Here is a 17,086-nt window from a genome sequence, read left to right on the forward strand (position 1 = left end):
TTTAAAGGGGGAACGATGTCTTAGTTCATGTTCACCATACAAATGAACTTATTTGTATCAAATGCTTGCTCCAATTCTTCATGCTTCTCCGATGAATACACTTTGCCATCTTTCGTCCAGTAATCTCCCGGAGATAGATAGGTGTAGAGGCGCAAGTATTCATAAGCGGCTTTGTTTGGCAAACGAGACGATAGACGCTCACAATATTTCTGTGCGTCAGCCTGACTTAAGAAGATGTCATGAGACTTTTTGTTACCTCTGAATCTTGGCAATAGATAAGTAAAGGCTTCATCTTTGTACAGTACCTTATTGGTGTAACGCTGAAGATCGGGCTCTTCTGCAGACTCCAGCTCAGCGACGACTTTAGGTGGTAACAAACTCTCAGTGAATCTTACTGTATCTTTAGGTTGAGCCTTTTCACTGTTCGCATCAGTCTTGTCTTCTACCGCTAAACGTGTAGGAACCGCCTTCGGAGCACTGGCTTTGCTCGCAAACGGGAAGAAGTAGTCGCCACCATTTTTAAGATTTAGCTTAAGCGACTGAGTCTTATGATTGTTCACGGCTCGCACACTATAAATACCCACATAGTTGCCCGTTACATCAACTCGCTCGCCAGAGCCGACTTCCTGGTCATTAATGTAGAAAACCGTTTGTGGTGAGTTTGAACGGAACACAAAGCGCACGTTATCAAGATCAAGTGCTTGTCTCAGTTCAACCTCTGTATTCGCACTGTAATTGTGCTTGTAGCTTGCGTCCGCAGTGAAAGAAAGGTCGCCGTTTAATTTTTGGTTTGCATCCACGACTTTAAAGCTCGTGAGTTTGATTCGAGATAAACCACCTTTGCTTAATACAAAAGCGTTCTTGATAGAAGGGAGATTTCGATTTACGCACGTTGATAAACTTTCCGCAACGTTACACTGCAATTGACCAGAATAAGTATCGTTTATCACACGTTTTGATTCATTCAAATGACGCGCTTTTATCTTTTCGTACAGAGCAAGGAGTGCGTCGTTCTTCACTCGCTCGATTTGACTTGCTTCTTGTTGGTCTTGTGACAATTGCTGCTTAGTTTCGACCAACAACTTCCCTGCGGTTTCAATTTCCTTTTTCATTGAATTCACTTTGGCAGACATATTGCGCAAAGTCAGAATTAAGGATTCGTCATATACACCATCAACCAACTTGTCTTTCAAGCGATTAGAGTCAGATTTGATCATCTCGACATTGGTCGCCAATTTGATCTTGGTGGACTCTATTTCAGCATTCAATTTATTGTAGTGCGAGATGTTTTCATCAATTCTCAGCGCACTGTACTGCTGGTCGTAAGCAGTATTAATGCTATTTAATGTATCTTGCTCGTTAAAGTTAATGAGCTCTGAGGCAGCGGTCATACCACTCCACGCTACCCCCACCATAATGGCTATTATTGTTTTAGATTTACCCACTGCCACTCCAAATTGACCCACCACGACACCATTGTTGTTAATGCTTCACCTTGCGTTTTAGGCAAGGTGAACGCTCTACGATTAAAACCTATTCCGTTGGCTTTACTTCGTCTGGTTTTATTTGATCTGGTTTTGCCTGATCATTCTTAGAAGCCCATATTTCTGAGCGTCTGTTTTGTGCTCGCCCCTCAGCGGTTGAATTCGATGCAATCGGCTGAGTTTCACCAAATGAACGAACGACAATACGGCTTTTATCCACGCCTTGCGCAATCAAACCGTTAGACGTCGTCAACGCACGTTGCAAGCCTAACGATTGGTTATAGCCTTCAGAACCCTTGCTGTCGGTATGACCATCTACCGCAATAGCACTATCGCTATTTTTAAGCGAACCTGCGAGTTGATTCAGAGCTTTGCTGCCCATTGGTGTTAAGTTGGATTTATCAAAACCAAAATGCAGACGCGCAACCAAGCCATCACCTTGATGATTGTTATTTTGATTGCTAATCCATGTCGTACAGCCTGTTTGATCCAACCCTAACTTTGATTTACCTGCCAATGCTTGTTTGAGCTCACCATTGTTAGACTTCTGCTCTATTTGCAAAAAGCCCTGTCGATGTTGAGCAATTCCGACAACGTCATCCACTTTGATACTATGTTGGTACTCGCTGAAGGTATTGTCGCAATAAACGCTAATCCCCTCTTCTGCCTTAACTATCAGGCTAAACGGCAACGTCGAGATAGCGAATGCACCAATGACTAACTTTTTCATATTTTCCTCTAGTACAACTTAGTTATTCCGCTTGTTTTTGAGCCTTTGCGGATGAGTTCTTCTATCTTTTCAATCAATTCATCTAAGTTAGATACATCAATGATGTCTTCACTTGGATTAACAACACAGTCTTGAAAACCACTTTGTTGAGATGCACGGAAATCGATACCAATAACACCGATGTATAAGCCCGGAATCTCTGCTCTGGCTTTGTCACACATACCGTTGTCTACTAGCCCCTTCAGAATGCCGTTGTTAGGGCTTTCCTGCCCGTCACTCAAAATCAGCAACATCTTGATTTTCTTGTTGTAAGCTTGCTGCTCTTCTTCATCGGTACTGTTCGGGTCTCCATCATGAAGAACCTGAGATCCTCTTAATATGCCTTGAAACGCTGCAGTACCACCGTCTGCCCACATCGACTTAATCGAGTCCAAATCTGAAAGTTTGTTCGACAACGGGATGTTATAAAATTGCGATGAATATGAAGAACCATGAGCATTAAACAGCCGGGTGCCGCTCACACCATAGAAATTAGGCTTTAATCCTGATTTATCAGTAAACATGGTCGATACTGAAGTCGGTAAATCAACATAGTTGTAGACATCAGCTACGGCGTAGCGATCTGCTTCGAGAACATCACGAATACGCTTGGCATAATTGTGATTTTCTGCCCGAGGGCTTCGACAGTTCGACTGCCAATAAGCACAATTCTTCACTTCGCTTGCTGTGTACGTGCGCCAGTAATCCCAATCGACATCGTTGTAACTATAAGGTGACAAATAAGCCTTGTACCCGTTCTTGTAACTTAGTTGGCTTGTCGCATTGGCTCTATTGCCTGCCACAATTTCTCTGGTGCGAACGTTAAACGGCACAAAACCAACTCGGTTAAGCAGTTTGTCCCCGGTGGTGTCTTCTCCAGGCTCATCACAAACGTCTTTCCACTCTCCGTCGACGAAGTCTTGACGGATTTTTTTACAAAGAATCTTGTTTGATATCTGATCGATCGCGGTTTTCAAATCGTCAATTTTTTTGCTCCGACTTGAGCCCCACTTATCATTCATCGAGCCAGAAAAGTCCGAGACGAAAACGATATCAATGTTGTTATCCCCAAGATAAGCAGGGTACTTTCTTGCCAGCGATCGTCCAGCTAATTCCTGCTGCTTATCAAACGATGGGATAAAGCTGCTTGCAAACCAAGAGTCATGCGTTGTTCTGGCGTTCACTGTGTATTGGATATACTCAAGAGCACCAGTATCCTTGTCTTCCGCTTGATAAAAACGTTGAGCAGAAAGGTTGGTTGACTTGATGTCTCTCACATAGTTTTCGACATACTTCGTTGCCAGCGCACGGGCTGCACCCGGTTGGTCTTCAATCGTTACGGCCATTGCCGCAGCTTCCGCAGAATCCCTTAATCGGCTCGACTCCTGCACATAACGGGTGCCCTCAACAGCCCAAAAAGTGACGCCCATAATAGGCACGAGCAACAAGCCCATCCATACAGCAGCGACGCCCTTTTGTTGTTGGAGACTTCGATGCTGATATTGCTGCATTCTCATTTCACTATCTCCCTGGCATTATTGAAGAAGAGCCAACTTTCACGGTTGTGCCGGTACCGCCATTAAAGAACGGTTTGAACCAAGAGCTTTGCTCCTCACAAAGGCTGACGCGGTACAATGGATACACCACGCCCTTTTCCACCGGAGCCAAATCTGCGTGTGCGAGTATTGAATCCGTTTTGCAATTTAGTCTGTTGTATTTACTGCTGGTAAATACCGCCACATTCACTTTATTGGTCAATGACTCGATTTTGATAGCCACATCGTTTGGGGGCGTGCCGAGCATTCGACTCGCGACTTTGGATAAGTCTTCTAAATCGGCATTGGTTACCGCTAGATTTTTTCCACCTAACACGTCGCCCTCAAAGTAACGCGAACGCTCTTTGATTACGTTCACCAACGCAAAGCTAGAACGATCAAGCTTGGCTCGCAAAAGCAACTGATAGCTCAAATCCGCGGCAAAAAGGTAAACACCCCATAACGCAGTAAGAATAAACACAAGCTCAACCATAAATGAGCCTTTTTGGCGTTTTGGAGAACATACACCTTGTTTACGGAGCGTCATCTTTCCACCCCTCATGCTCTAAGTTCAGTACCATTGTGCTTGAGATATCTCGATCTGCTGCACCGGCAAGTTTTATGATCGGAGAGTAACGATAAGTGACCGTTATCTCCGCTAAGTTGTAGTTGAAGTTCAAGCCCTCATCCGAATATCCTCTATTCGCAATGAAGTCATCATAGGTTTTGTAGTAACGACCTTTGATAGAAAATCGCGAGCTATCGATTAAGAAATGCCACAAGTTACCATCAGCTTCGATCAGAGATTTAAACTTGTCCTCGTACTGCTGATTTATGCCTTTGCCCTCGTAAATCTTGGTGTTTCGTATAGTTTCTCGAAGAGAATATTCCGTCATGTTCACAACATAGATTTGGTAACTCGACTCAAAGATGGCAAAAGTGGCAAAGAACAAAACGAGCGCGCCCATTACGAACTCGATCGCCGTTACCCCTTTTTGTTTAGAAAGCAATTTCATCATTAACTCCTATATTGAGTTAATTCGACGGCGATACTGTGGAGCTCTTGATCCGAAAAATCACCTTTGAGTAGTTTCTTCGCCGCATCCATCTGCTGCGCTTTCATAAGGGCAATCGCTAGGTTCGCCTTCACTACTTTATTTTCCGGGTTATCTTTTAGTACTGGCATCAGTGTTTCGATGGCTTGCTCGTATTCACCATTTGCCATATGAATCATCGCGATGTTGTTCTTGATCGCGACATCGTCATAACCACGCAAACGTGCATTGTTCAGCTCTTGGTAGGCATCTTCGTATTTACCTAACTTGGCGTACGACACACCCAGTAACACATGGATTTGTCCCGATTCATTGCCCGTTTTAATGGAAGATAAATACGCCTCTATTGCGCTATCAGTGTCATTTTTTGCATCAAACACTTGCCCTTCTAACTGGTACAAGTCAGGGCTCTCTACCCCCTCTTTTTGCAAATGCTGAACATAAAAGTTTGCCGACTCGATATCCCCTTTATGGAAATACGCCCATGCCAGCTTTTCTTTCACTTCAGGATCTTGCGAACCTTGCTCTAACTGAGATTTGTAGTGAGAGATTAAACCATCGTAGTTTTTCACTTTTTCCATGCTCGCGACGTCATCTTGTAGCTGACTCTGCTGCGAAGGTGTCGATTGACAACCTGCCAACACGCCCAGCGCTAACAAAGCGAGAGAAATGCGTTTTCCAATCACTGGTTACTCTCCTAAATATTTAATGTCATTTGCATGATTCCCGGTGCGAGAATCAGAATAACGATCGGGAACATGATGAAGAGGATCAGCGGGACACTCATCTTAGCGGAGAGTTTGCCTACCTTTTCCTCAACGGTCAGGATTTGCACTTTTCGCATGTCTTCAGCGAGATCGCTCAACACCTGAGCCACTGATGTACCGTATTGCAAGTTTTGAATGATAGTCAGCACGAAGCTTCGTATTGGCGGCGTTGGAATACGATCACTGAGGTCATTTAGCGCTTTTTCTAGCCCGTGGATTTTTGCCGAATCTGAGGTGCGTTTAATTTGATAACAAAGGTCAGAGTCAAACTCAGCCAACTCTTTGCCCAGATAAACCAATGCCGCCTCAATCGTCATACCGGTTTGCACGCAAACTGACATCATGTCCAGCAAGTACGGTAACTGAGATGATGTCTTAAAGATCAACATTTTGCGTCGCATTTGAAGCAAAGTATCCGGCAAGACAATCACAGCAATAAGCGTAAAAATAATGATGATTAGCTGATTATTTGCTGTCATATCCGACAACAACACCAATCCTGTAACAACCACGAGCACCGCTAATTTGGCAGGGAAGTAGAACTTCGCCCACTCTGTGTTGTAATAGCCGGCCTCGATGAGTTTTTGTTCCAGCTCATGTCGATGCTCTTTACCGAAACGAACAAAAAAGCGGTTAACACGGGAAGGCGCACGTACAGCATCACCGCCAATATAAAGGGCGACTTTTTTGCGTCGTTGTTCTGTGCGAAGCGAATCGAAAATCAAGAAAAGCAACGAAACAAACAGTACTATAAGGGCAATCAATAGCATCATGCGCGTACTCCTCTGACTAACAACCAAACAATGAACAAGCCAAATAACTCACTGCCAAGTACATAAAACAACACGATACGACCAGAAGGGTCATACAAGACGAAATTGACGTTGTCAGGGTTTACATAGTTAAGAATGATCATGAAAATCAACGGAATTGCCGCAACAATCTTGGCAGAAATTCGCGCTTCAGACGTCATGGCCATCTTCTTTTTCTCTAGGGTTCTTGCGTCCACCAAAACTCGAATAAGCCTTGCTAGTACGCCTTTCAGCTGACCGCCTCGCGCAATATTTGCTCTAAGGGTTACAGTGAAAAACAGAAACTCCGGGTAAGGGTAGTTTTTACACGAACGTTGAAGTACCACTTCCGGAGACTCACCCAACTTAAGTCGGTCCCCCATCAGTTTGAACTCGCGCCCAATCGAGTTATCCATCACCTCGCCAACATAACTGATGGCTTGCATTAAGCTGTCACCCGCGGTTACCGCACTCATCAGAATGTTTAGCGCATCAGGGAAAGTGTTTTCAAAATCACGTCGCCTTCTTGTCACTAGGTAGCGGTAACCCATAATGGTAAACACCAAAGACAAGCCTACGATCAACCCGGTGTTCGTCATCAACAACAGCTTAACCACGACGTACCAAGAGGCGATGAGACTCGCCGTGATATACAAAGCGATATACAGCGATGAACGTGGTCCAAGTACTTTTAGTGTTGGAGAAATAGACTCTTTGAACTTTTGCCAACTTTGTTTTCGTACCAGTGATTTTACGTTGATAGCATTGAAGTTTTCCGCTTCAGCTTCTTCAATGTTGAAAAACTGATCGACCTTTTTGACCTTTGAGTCTCTGACCAAAAGCAGTACGAACGCAAAGAGGATAAGTGAGAGCCAAAGCATGTTATATCCCCTTAAACGATGCCATCAGCTCGTCATACAGCCCGAAGAATTGGGCTTTCTTTACAAGCTCAGATCGTTGCATGATGCCGCTGGTTACGAAGTCACCTTTAACGGTTTCTCCAAAATGTGCATCGTCATAACGGAAACGGTAGATCTCTTCCATCACCACACTATCGCCTTCCAAACCGACGATTTCAGAGATACTGGTGATCTTACGAGACCCATCGCGCAGTCGGTTAACCTGGACAATCATTTGCACAGCGCTGACGATGGTTCTTCGAATCGCATCAAGCGGCTGGTTTAAGTTCGCCATCATGACCATCGATTCCACACGCGCAATCGCATCTCTCGGTGTGTTGGCGTGCAGTGTAGACATAGAACCATCGTGTCCCGTGTTCATGGCCTGCAACATTTCAAACGCTTCAGAGCCACGACACTCACCAAGAATGATTCGGTCTGGACGCATACGAAGTGCGTTAATCACCAAATCACGCTGCGTCACCGCCCCAGTCTGCTCAACGCTCGAAGTTCGCGTTTCCAATCGAACCAAGTTAGGTTGTTGCAAGCGTAATTCCGCCGCATCCTCTATGGTGACAATACGCTCATCTTCAGCGATGTATTGAGACAATGCGTTAAGCAGCGTCGTCTTACCTGAGCCCGTACCGCCAGAAATCAGCACATTCATTCGACAACGAGACGCAATCATCAGCACTCTCGCCATGTCAGGAGACATAGAACCAAAACCAATCAAATCTTCAAAGCCGATGTTCTGCTCTCTGAATTTACGTATTGAAATCGAGGTCCCATCCAACGCAATGGGTGGGATAACGATATTCACACGGCTGCCATCTTCAAGTCTGGCATCAACCGTTGGAGACAGTTCATCAACACGTCGTCCAACACGCGAAGCAATGCGTTTAGCAATTGCTAACAACTGCTCTTCGTTGACAAAAGACACCTCTGACTTTTGGACTTTACCGTGTCTTTCAAAAAAGATGTTGTTAGGTCCATTTACCATGATGTCGGAAATAGACTGATCTTCAACCAAAGGCTGCAATGGACCTAAGCCAAACAGTTCATCAATTAAGCTTTTCACCAAGCCTGACTTCATCATCGAAGTGATCGGACGTTGGTAGCTGTTTGCAAGAAGATCAACTGCGGCTTGGATTTGAGCCTCTAAGTCTCGGCGGCTCATTTTCTGAACCGCTTCAGCATCTAGTGCTTCAAATATTTGCCCGCGAAACGCGAGGTATAAGTCTTTATTCGAACTCATTTAGCACGCACCCTCTTCAACCAAGATCCCATGCCTTTTTGATCAACAGGTTGACCATTAATCAGCTTGACCAGTAGTTCCATAGAACGGTTAATATGACGATCGTGCTTATGACCTCGTTTGCCATCAATAATGATGTGCGACAACGACTTGCAGTACCCCACTTCGAGATCAACATCCGCACCTAAGTATTTGGTAAGGTCAGGATGTTGTAATACATACGCGTTTTCCGGACGGTGATAATTCACCAACGTAATCACACGAGTTCGGGACGATAATGTGAGCTGTAAATTGGAAATTTTCTCAAACAGTCGTTTGGCACTTCTTACAGAAGATACCGACGCATCCAAAACCAGCACAACCACATCAAAGTTTTCTACCAAGAGTTGAGGTTCAACTTTGAAGTCCACACCGCCCGAGAAGTCTTCAATAATGAAGTTCGTGTTTCGAGCTAAAAGATCACAGAGCGTCTGGTTATAGTTGAGAATATCGCTTTGACTCATGTCGCCATCGATAGCCAACAGACGCAGATTTTTTCGTGCGTTAAACAGGTAGCTAAGTGCTCCCTCTTCATCCATTTCATGCAAGGGAGCAGTAAACTCATCGATACCGCGCGGTTTAAAATCTTTCAGTCCCAATAAAACATCGATGTTGGTATCTGCGTATTGGTGATCAACCAAAATGGTATCGGAACCTTGAGTGGATAGTAACGAACTCAATTCAGTAGTAATGAATGATGCACCAACACCACCTTTTGAACCCACCACTGCTACACGTTTCGCCTTACGCTTCTGGCTAACACCGGAGAACGTCTTCAAGTTCTTACTAACATGGTTTAAGAAGTCTGCGAACTCTTGTTTGTTCACCGGCCAAAAGACGTAGTAAAAGCCCATGTCTTTGAGGGAACGAAGCGTCGAAATTGCATCTTCTTTACCAATGACCACGACACCTTTGTGTGTTGGTAGTTTGCTAGCGAAAGACTTAGCATCTTCAACGACGTTGTTCGATTCGTTCAGTTCAAGGATAACAATATGACTGCTATGTTGTTCCGTCAGCTTGGTTAAGCCTGCGTTAGCTCTTACACATTCAGGGTCATTCCAACCTTCGAATCGAAACACTTCCTGAACGAGGTTTAAACACTCTTGTGATTGATAAAACAACGTACATCCAGCAACACCTGTCGTCGAAGACTGTGCCGGTTTTGCTTTCGTTGTTAATGCTTTAGTTAAATCAAACATTATTATTCTCCTACTAATCTAGACTTGTAGGACACTTGTTTAAGACGCATCGATTCAACAAAACAGTCTGGTTCACCTAACTGAACTTGAATCTGTGCAGGCGAGCATTGCTGGGTTTGCAAACGCGTTAACGTCACTTGGATATTCAGATCACTTGGTAAAGCTGGCGTATAACGATATTCCACTCTTTGCGGGGCAATAATGTGTGACGGATACTGCTCAAATGTCTTCTTTAACATCGTTTTACTGCGCGCGGATTTGTAATCGATCACGTAAGTGGCTTCTTTATCCATCGATTCGATTTTTTGAATCAGTTGCTTAATCTGCTTTTCTGTTTCTGCACGATTCTTTACTGCAAACTCAAAGCTATGATGCTCTTTATACACCACGGCTTCAGCGCCATTTCCGCCAAAATATCGCTCTGTTGCGCAACCAAAGAGTGACGATGTCAATAAAGCAATAAGTACTAGCTTCTTCATTGAATAAACCCTCCTTCAGATAGCAGACGAATCGTCGCATCCGATGACGTGTTAGAATTATCGTCAGAATCAATATTCAACCAACGCGCTAACGTTGAGGTTTTCTTGATGTGTGGCAGCTGAATATCTTTCGGTTTGATTGGTTCCACGAGGTTTACTGTTGCCACGATGATCAACTCAGTTCGCTTTCTTTCTGTCGTTGCTTTACGAAATGCAGCACCAAGTACAGGAATGTCTCCAATGAAAGGAATCTTTTGCATTTTCTCTAAATCAGCACTGCTCATTAACCCGCCAAGGATGAAGCTGTCTCCGTCTGCCAGTTCAACGGTTGTCATTGCACGTCGTGATGACAACTGTGGCACTTTAATGCCTGCAGCTTCGACGTAGCTTTCTACTTCGCTCACTTCCGGAGCTAGCTGCATTCGGATTTTGTCTTGACTAAGTACTTTCGCTGTAAGGTCGAGCTTAATACCAAACTCTTTAAACGAAATATTCACGTTGTTGTTGTTCGACACAATAACGGGCACTTCGCCACCGACAAGGAAGCTCGCCGATTCACCGGAAAGTACCGTCAGGTTTGGCTCCGCCAAGACTTCTGCAACCTGATCGTCACCCAATGCAGTGATCAAGGTACTTAGGTTTGCCGCATCAAATTGGTCAAATACGAACTCACCCGCTTTAGAACCAATAGAACTCCAATCGACCCCAACTGTTTTACTAAAAGATTCATTAACTTGAGCGACTGAGATTTTGACGTTTACCTGTTGTGTCGTTGCAACCTTAATGCGTTCAATGATTCCTTTCCAAGTCATATTGCGAGCGAAAACCATGCTCTCTGGCTCTTCATAATCTGAATAGTCAGATTTGAACTCCAGCTTTTCGACTTTCTCCCACTTCTCGGTTTTTTCTCGTCCGAGTAAGGTTGCCACCATGCGATAAATGTCATCACGAGTTTCTTCAGAATCAACAACACCACTCACTGCGACTTGCTCGCCCACCGATTGAACCTTGACTTTGGCATCAGGAAAATGGAACTTGAGTTGACGTCTAACCTCGCTTAGATCCAAATCAACGATGATGCGGTCAGAAAGCAACACATCATCGTCTGTTCCATAGACAATCAAGCGAGACTGACCAATGCCATTGGCAAAAACCACTAGCGTATTGTCATTAATGATTTTGTAGTCGGCGATATCAGGGTTACTGATAAACACCTTTCCAATCGGCATCTTTAATTGAATGTGCTGACCGTCATTAAGTGTGATAGATCGGTCAGCAGCAAAAGTGTTTGTTATAGAAAGCAAGCCAATCAAAAGAGAGGTAAAGGAGACGCACAGTACTTGCTTAATTCGATGGTGTATCATCATTACAAAGCCTCTCTAGGATCATTAACGTTACCGCGTAACTCTTCGATTCCGGTATAATTGTCGATAACATTGCGTACTTCCGCGTATTCCGGCTGCGTATAAGTTTGGCTTCGATAAATTTCGATATGCATAGTTCGTTGAGCCAACGCTAGTTTTGCCAACTCATCTGGCTTCACTTCGATAACCACCGTCGTCATACCGTCTTCTTTATTTGGTGTTCGAGCGGTAATGTTGCTGTTTTCACCCTCGCCATCACCAATATTGAGTACTTTGACATGTTTTAGGAACATGGACGCTTTTACACCTCGAAAGCGCTTCGGCTTATCCATATTTTCAGCAAGATTAGCGTTTGGAGAGCTCACGGTAAGAATGTCGATATATGAGCCAGGACGAATGTAATCTTTGATTAAATTCTGATCACTTACTTTCAGTGGATACAAGGTCATGCCTTCCGTTACCAGTAGATCGATATACCCTGGTTGACCGGGAGAAACTTGGTACTCTGGTAACACAACATCGCCTGGATTTAGGCTTCGGTTTAATAAAACGGATGGTGAAAAACTGATTTGTGCGTCTTCTCTGACGCCAAGCGTTAGTGCTTCACTAAGTGGGAGCTGTTGTTTGATAACTCCTTGTGCACTAATCGCATGTCCTTTTTCATAAGCTTCGGTGGTCATCCATACAGCAACATGCTGTTCATCTTTGTTATCGACCACTTCAGCGACAGCTTCGGGTTGAGGTTGACTCTTGAACAAGTCGACAACGCCAAGCGCGCCTACGATCAAGGCAACAATAGCAACAAGTAAAACCAGTCGAGATCTCATAATGTGCCCATTCTTGGAGGTTTAAATATGTGGCGTATTTTGAGTTAAAATTATTAAATAAAATCCAACACTAATTGCTATCCCATACGGAATGCCTTCTTGGCTACTCGACGTGTTGCTTATTAATTTTCTAGTAATTAAATAAATAATCGCTAAAAAACCACCAGTAAACGCCGTCATAATATAGGCCCATGGTAGGTCATTGAGAGGGATTGTCAGTGACAACACTGCGGCATATTTAATATCACCAGCTCCAATCCAAATCAGAGCATAAAGTATTAACCCTATCCCTAGCACCAGCAAAAAGGTTGTAATCTGAAGATCTAATGGTGAAAGAAAACTCTGCAACAAGAGGAGTAAAAGCAAAGCGTTATTTTGTATTTTACGATGAAGAAAATCGGTAATAGATACATACAAACACGCGATTGCCAATACTAATAAATACAATTCATGACTCAAAATTAAGACTCTTGCCTGAATTTATCGAGATTAGCTTCAAATAACATTTATTAGATATTCTAAATTAACTGAGCCAGACCAATGAAAACAGAGGTCTGGCACAAATATCTAGCGATATTATCTACATAAACCAGTAAGGTAATTACTTGGCTTATTTGCTCGCAGTATCGATAGCAGTCGCAACTTGAGCGAATGCACCTTCTAGCTTGCCGATGAAACCGTCTGAGCCTACTGCTGTAGTTACTAATACAGCCATTGCAACAGCAATTAGACCGTATTCGATTGCAGTTACACCGCGCTCGTCGTTTTTAAATTGTGACAAAAACAGGCTTGTTTTTACGTACAGTTTAGTAATCATGTTTAGTTCCTATGAAGTTGATTTACAAAAGCTTTGCCATTCTATTGAATACCAAAAGGTATGGAAAAATAGCCCCTATCGATAGAATCGATAGATTTGGCAAAGACCGGCACATCAAGTTATGCTGAAAAAATCATAAAGAACCAACAAGTACTTAAATTACAATAGCTTACAGACATATATCGAGTATTCTTTACAATACTCGCTATAAGGTAATTAATTCACACGGTGAGACATAGATCATCAATAGAGTCATTACTTTATTATTTTCAAAAATTATTTTTATCAAAAAGATAGATAAATGTGATGATTGTTTATGCAATGTAGGAATATACTTACGTTGAATTTAGCACCAATAATTAATTTTGCTTTATAAAACGAGTTGAAATACGAGTTTCATCACGCTATTGTGTTGCAAATATACAAATTACAAATCAAAAACCTATAATTTGCTTGCTTTTAAAAGGTTGGTCGAATCATGAAACTACAATTCGAAAATATTGTTTCGTTCGTAGCTGTAGTTGAGGAAGGTTCATTTAGCTCCGCTGCTCGTAAGCTTGGAAAATCCCAATCTACTGTTAGCACTGCTGTTCAGAATCTTGAGTCAGACTTAGGCTTCAATTTATTTAATAGGCAAAATTCAAAAGTCTGGTTGACTGAGAAAGGGAAGCGTCTATTTCATTTATCCGCACCCGTTGTATCAAGGTACCGAGAATTGATTACAACAGCGATACAAATGAATATTTCAGAACAAATTGTTTACCGTGTCGGGATCGATCCATTGGTATTCAATAAAGATGTAAAAAAAACACTGTTGGATTTCTCGGAAGCCTTTCCAAATGTCGATTTGGTAGTAGTCACCAAGCCAAGCTTTATTTTGGGAAATTACATCAACGAGGGAAAAATAGATCTTGCCTTGGGGAACCCATACCACAAAACAAACAACGACTTTAACATTGACGAATTGTTTCACGTTAACTGTTGGTGGGTTGCACATGAAGATTTAGCCTCAGTGACCAGTAACCCTTCTCAGCGTGTTCTTCTTATGGATGGATGTGAAGAGTTGCTCAACTTATCGAACATTGCCTCATATAACTTGTGGAGATTGGACGATTTAGGCACGATTCTCGATTTATGCAAAGCTCAAAGAGGCATGGCATTTTTGCCAGAATTTCTTATTGAGAAGAACATGAAAGAGAATAAGCTAAAGATCATTACCGACCATCCCGACTTTTTTGGCAAGAGAGTTGTCGCCTCCCTTTTCTGGTCGGTGCATTCTGACTTTGGTTTGTTTAACCAATGGATCAAAGGTGAACTGCAGACTTGCGTAAGCAAAAAACAGACTTTTATTGCTGACTTAGCGCAGTAGTAAAAGCGACCTCATTGTACAAGCTGCTGTTCTAAAAACAGGATAAAAAAAGAGCCGCTCATCGCGGCTCTTAGTCTTTTTAATCTCTTAAAAACAAAGAGTTAATTTTTACTAAAGACTGTCTTCTCTTATTCGTTGATGATCATCTACAAACGTGATGTCCACTCGCCTCTATAAAAGCATCAAGTAAGTTATAGCAACGTTGTTGAGAAGAACTTATCAAGCTTAATGACAGCTTGATCAACATACTTGGTTTGATCATATAAGTCGAAATGTTGCGCACCTTCAATCTTAAACAATTCAGCGTCAATACCAGCATCTTTGCCACGTTTTACTGCAACTTTGCTGAAGTATGCTGATAGCGCCTCTGTACCAACAATGGCTAAGAAAGGTGTATCTCCCAGTAATGCCATATTTTCTGATGGATTATAGGCATAGCGCGTATCTAGTGACATTGCAGCGCGCATAGGTGAGTAGTTTTCCGCACCACCGCCACGTGCAGGGTTACGATAGTAATCTGCAGCACGCACCCAAAACTCATTCATCGATTTGGCTTTTTCTGCCGATGGGATTCCATCAACAAGCACAACCTCGCCGGTTTCGTAATACTTCTGGCGCGCATCACTAGCCATTTGAATTTGTTGGCGATATTGTTCAACAGGATCACCGGTAAGTTGGTCCATATATTGTGTTGCACCACCCATGCCGTAGTCAGTAAAGTCAACAAAACCGCTAACTGTCGCGACTGAATCTAAGCGGGTATCCTGCATCGCAACTTGCAAGCTGTAACCAGCACCTGAACAGATCCCCAGTTCACCGATACGCTGAGAGTCAACACCTGGGAAATGACTCAAAAATGTAATGGCATTTTTGATATCTTCAACTTTCATTGGCGCATTTTCCATACCACGTGGATAGCCGCCACTTTCACCATAAGTACGATGGTCAAAAGCTAAGGTAATGTAACCTTTCTTTGCCATTTTTTCGGCATAAATACCTGCCGTTTGCTCTTTCACACCGCTAGCTGGCGTAATGACCACTAATGCTGGATAGTTTTTGCTCTTATCATAATTTGGCGGTAGAAACACATTGCCAGCAATACGAACATTTTCGCTAAGGAAAGCAACTTTATTCTTACCATCATGATAGTCAGCCCCTAAGAAGGTTTCTGCTGCTACAGATGTTGTACCTAAAACAGCACTAGCAACTAATGAAAGGGCAATTAACTTTGTAGTTTTCATATCTTACTCCATTGATTTCTGAGGTTTACAACGTTCCCCGTTGCAACAGAGGTATGTTATGAAAAAGCACTGGTGTTGATATATAGCAATTAAATCAAATCACTGTTGCTATTCAACAACAATATAAGGATATATACAGAAGTAGTCACCATAAGACCCTAAGTAAGGTGTGACTTGATAAGTTAGAGAGATAACTTAAAGCATGGCGAGAAAGTTTGGTTAGGTGCTAACCGCCGCCCTCACCCCTCATCTTAATGAAGTCAATAAATGCGTCGAGGTGCAACAGCGAGCAAACTATAAGTTTCACCACTAACCAAATTTTGATGAAAAGAACTCAATTAAAATAGTCAGTTAACTCGGAAGAGAATACGATGCCATCGAGCTGGTTTTGTTCGCATAAAGACTTGAGATGATCGGTACAGTATAAATTTGCCACACCTTCCAATCTCGACTTAAATACGGCTTTGTCTTTGACATCATCATCAATAAAAACAAGAGTATCTAACCCTTCAATGCTTCCATAAGAGATCTTTTCGACACACTTTTGTCTGTCTTCTTGTCCAAATGTCATCGACGTATATAAATGCCATTGTTCGCCTTGGTAGTAAGTGGGTAAAAACTCTCCGCTTTTGGATAGGTAACTATGTAAAATTCCAAATGCTTTGGGGGATAAAACAAGATATGTTCGCAACCATAAGCTAATATCAGGCAACACAGAATTGTTGGCAAAAACATCCTCAAACTCTAGCTCTACTGGCTTCCAGATATCTTTCAGAGACTGATTTTCAGTAGCCTGCGATAAGATCCTCACAAAGTAGTCGAAATCACCTAACTGGATAGCGATTTCATCGGGAGTCGTACATATCGTCTGAAAATCATTTAAATTATCTGTAATCCTATAAACCGTCATCATCTTTTCCAAATTTCATTCTTAGCTTCCAATGCATCTTGAAATATGCGCTGCTCTTTAACTCGATTTTTACCCGAAGTAGGTTAACCTAGAAATCCTGTTTAGTTGGAATGCCCTTCGAACATTTCGAGTGAATCCAAGTTTCACTGCTAAATACATGGACTAGAATCTCCATTGCCATGCACCTAGCGCTCACCTCCCCCATATAATGAAAACTAGTATGCACGTTAGTCGGACCAATCTCGTGAGGTTACCAACTTTGACCACTTCCCCCCGAAAACGTGTC

At 42.8% G+C, this 17,086-nt stretch carries 18 protein-coding genes; 1 reads left to right on the forward strand and 17 read right to left on the reverse strand.

Going from position 1 to position 17,086, the window contains the following annotated elements; translation table 11 throughout:
* Positions 1-20: 20 nt before the first annotated feature.
* The 15 genes from MHO32_RS17520 to MHO32_RS17590 form a co-directional block, all read right to left on the reverse strand.
* Positions 21-1,415, reverse strand: coding sequence for a hypothetical protein (locus tag MHO32_RS17520; protein ID WP_239213276.1), 1,395 nt, complete (start codon positions 1,413-1,415; stop codon positions 21-23).
* Positions 1,416-1,533: 118 nt separating this feature from the next.
* Positions 1,534-2,214, reverse strand: a complete 681-nt coding sequence (locus tag MHO32_RS17525; RefSeq protein ID WP_005452313.1) for an OmpA family protein — start codon at positions 2,212-2,214, stop codon at positions 1,534-1,536.
* Between the two features lie 8 nt (positions 2,215-2,222).
* A complete protein-coding gene (locus MHO32_RS17530; RefSeq protein ID WP_239213238.1) occupies positions 2,223-3,770 on the reverse strand; it encodes a TadE/TadG family type IV pilus assembly protein in 1,548 nt (515 codons plus the stop codon).
* Positions 3,771-3,774: 4 nt separating this feature from the next.
* On the reverse strand, positions 3,775-4,335 hold the full coding sequence (tadF, locus tag MHO32_RS17535; protein ID WP_009700149.1) for a tight adherence pilus pseudopilin TadF: 561 nt from the start codon (positions 4,333-4,335) through the stop codon (positions 3,775-3,777).
* The gene (locus MHO32_RS17540) at positions 4,322-4,804 is read right to left on the reverse strand and encodes a TadE/TadG family type IV pilus assembly protein (protein WP_009697305.1); all 483 of its coding nucleotides are present in this window, start codon (positions 4,802-4,804) and stop codon (positions 4,322-4,324) included. Before MHO32_RS17540 ends, tadF begins: the two co-directional genes overlap by 14 nt.
* Before the next feature lie 2 nt (positions 4,805-4,806).
* Positions 4,807-5,529 (reverse strand): tetratricopeptide repeat protein, encoded by a 723-nt coding sequence (locus MHO32_RS17545; protein WP_239213240.1) that lies wholly within the window; start codon positions 5,527-5,529, stop codon positions 4,807-4,809.
* A gap of 11 nt (positions 5,530-5,540) precedes the next feature.
* Positions 5,541-6,383 carry a type II secretion system F family protein gene (locus tag MHO32_RS17550; RefSeq protein WP_005452324.1) on the reverse strand — a complete coding sequence of 281 codons (843 nt, stop codon included), beginning with the start codon at positions 6,381-6,383 and terminating at the stop codon, positions 5,541-5,543.
* Positions 6,380-7,282, reverse strand: a complete 903-nt coding sequence (locus MHO32_RS17555; protein ID WP_005452326.1) for a type II secretion system F family protein — start codon at positions 7,280-7,282, stop codon at positions 6,380-6,382. The genes MHO32_RS17550 and MHO32_RS17555 overlap by 4 nt, the downstream gene beginning before the upstream one ends.
* Position 7,283: 1 nt before the next feature.
* Positions 7,284-8,555, reverse strand: coding sequence for a CpaF family protein (locus MHO32_RS17560; protein ID WP_005452328.1), 1,272 nt, complete (start codon positions 8,553-8,555; stop codon positions 7,284-7,286).
* Positions 8,552-9,793, reverse strand: coding sequence for an AAA family ATPase (locus MHO32_RS17565; RefSeq protein ID WP_050907103.1), 1,242 nt, complete (start codon positions 9,791-9,793; stop codon positions 8,552-8,554). The genes MHO32_RS17560 and MHO32_RS17565 overlap by 4 nt, the downstream gene beginning before the upstream one ends.
* A 2-nt stretch (positions 9,794-9,795) precedes the next feature.
* Positions 9,796-10,272 carry a hypothetical protein gene (locus tag MHO32_RS17570; RefSeq protein WP_017190738.1) on the reverse strand — a complete coding sequence of 159 codons (477 nt, stop codon included), beginning with the start codon at positions 10,270-10,272 and terminating at the stop codon, positions 9,796-9,798.
* A complete protein-coding gene (locus MHO32_RS17575; protein ID WP_029788546.1) occupies positions 10,269-11,639 on the reverse strand; it encodes a type II and III secretion system protein family protein in 1,371 nt (456 codons plus the stop codon). Before MHO32_RS17575 ends, MHO32_RS17570 begins: the two co-directional genes overlap by 4 nt.
* Positions 11,639-12,463, reverse strand: a complete 825-nt coding sequence (gene cpaB / locus MHO32_RS17580) for a Flp pilus assembly protein CpaB (protein WP_009697301.1) — start codon at positions 12,461-12,463, stop codon at positions 11,639-11,641. The genes MHO32_RS17575 and cpaB overlap by 1 nt, the downstream gene beginning before the upstream one ends.
* Positions 12,464-12,484: 21 nt before the next feature.
* Positions 12,485-12,922, reverse strand: coding sequence for an A24 family peptidase (locus tag MHO32_RS17585; protein WP_050926255.1), 438 nt, complete (start codon positions 12,920-12,922; stop codon positions 12,485-12,487).
* 151 nt (positions 12,923-13,073) lie between these two features.
* The gene (locus MHO32_RS17590; protein WP_005452340.1) at positions 13,074-13,280 is read right to left on the reverse strand and encodes a Flp family type IVb pilin; all 207 of its coding nucleotides are present in this window, start codon (positions 13,278-13,280) and stop codon (positions 13,074-13,076) included.
* A 478-nt stretch (positions 13,281-13,758) separates the two neighbouring features.
* Between MHO32_RS17590 and MHO32_RS17595 the strand changes: the two genes are divergently transcribed.
* Positions 13,759-14,649: a LysR family transcriptional regulator gene (locus tag MHO32_RS17595; RefSeq protein WP_239213242.1), complete on the forward strand. Its 891-nt coding sequence runs from the start codon at positions 13,759-13,761 to the stop codon at positions 14,647-14,649.
* Between the two features lie 191 nt (positions 14,650-14,840).
* On the opposite strand, the gene MHO32_RS17600 is transcribed toward MHO32_RS17595, so the two are convergent.
* Both MHO32_RS17600 and MHO32_RS17605 read right to left on the reverse strand, forming a co-directional pair.
* Positions 14,841-15,890 (reverse strand): alpha/beta hydrolase, encoded by a 1,050-nt coding sequence (locus MHO32_RS17600; protein WP_239213244.1) that lies wholly within the window; start codon positions 15,888-15,890, stop codon positions 14,841-14,843.
* Between the two features lie 334 nt (positions 15,891-16,224).
* Entirely contained in the window at positions 16,225-16,803 is a 579-nt protein-coding gene (locus MHO32_RS17605; protein ID WP_306305196.1) for a hypothetical protein, read from the reverse strand.
* Between the last annotated feature and the right edge of the window lie 283 nt (positions 16,804-17,086).

The organism is Vibrio sp. MMH1-50 (assembly GCF_022347645.1).
Lineage (GTDB): Bacteria > Pseudomonadota > Gammaproteobacteria > Enterobacterales > Vibrionaceae > Vibrio > Vibrio harveyi.

Excerpts from the sequence above, each read along its gene's own strand:
- MHO32_RS17520 (WP_239213276.1), bottom strand. The coding sequence starts at position 1,415 with ATGGTGGGGGTAGCGTGGAGTGGTATGACCGCTGCCTCAGAGCTCATT.
- MHO32_RS17525 (WP_005452313.1), bottom strand. The coding sequence starts at position 2,214 with ATGAAAAAGTTAGTCATTGGTGCATTCGCTATCTCGACGTTGCCGTTT.
- MHO32_RS17530 (WP_239213238.1), bottom strand. The coding sequence starts at position 3,770 with ATGAGAATGCAGCAATATCAGCATCGAAGTCTCCAACAACAAAAGGGC.
- tadF (WP_009700149.1), bottom strand. The coding sequence starts at position 4,335 with ATGACGCTCCGTAAACAAGGTGTATGTTCTCCAAAACGCCAAAAAGGC.
- MHO32_RS17540 (WP_009697305.1), bottom strand. The coding sequence starts at position 4,804 with ATGAAATTGCTTTCTAAACAAAAAGGGGTAACGGCGATCGAGTTCGTA.
- MHO32_RS17550 (WP_005452324.1), bottom strand. The coding sequence starts at position 6,383 with ATGATGCTATTGATTGCCCTTATAGTACTGTTTGTTTCGTTGCTTTTC.
- MHO32_RS17555 (WP_005452326.1), bottom strand. The coding sequence starts at position 7,282 with ATGCTTTGGCTCTCACTTATCCTCTTTGCGTTCGTACTGCTTTTGGTC.
- MHO32_RS17560 (WP_005452328.1), bottom strand. The coding sequence starts at position 8,555 with ATGAGTTCGAATAAAGACTTATACCTCGCGTTTCGCGGGCAAATATTT.
- MHO32_RS17565 (WP_050907103.1), bottom strand. The coding sequence starts at position 9,793 with ATGTTTGATTTAACTAAAGCATTAACAACGAAAGCAAAACCGGCACAG.
- MHO32_RS17570 (WP_017190738.1), bottom strand. The coding sequence starts at position 10,272 with ATGAAGAAGCTAGTACTTATTGCTTTATTGACATCGTCACTCTTTGGT.
- MHO32_RS17575 (WP_029788546.1), bottom strand. The coding sequence starts at position 11,639 with ATGATGATACACCATCGAATTAAGCAAGTACTGTGCGTCTCCTTTACC.
- cpaB (WP_009697301.1), bottom strand. The coding sequence starts at position 12,463 with ATGAGATCTCGACTGGTTTTACTTGTTGCTATTGTTGCCTTGATCGTA.
- MHO32_RS17590 (WP_005452340.1), bottom strand. The coding sequence starts at position 13,280 with ATGATTACTAAACTGTACGTAAAAACAAGCCTGTTTTTGTCACAATTT.
- MHO32_RS17595 (WP_239213242.1), top strand. The coding sequence starts at position 13,759 with ATGAAACTACAATTCGAAAATATTGTTTCGTTCGTAGCTGTAGTTGAG.
- MHO32_RS17600 (WP_239213244.1), bottom strand. The coding sequence starts at position 15,890 with ATGAAAACTACAAAGTTAATTGCCCTTTCATTAGTTGCTAGTGCTGTT.
- MHO32_RS17605 (WP_306305196.1), bottom strand. The coding sequence starts at position 16,803 with ATGATGACGGTTTATAGGATTACAGATAATTTAAATGATTTTCAGACG.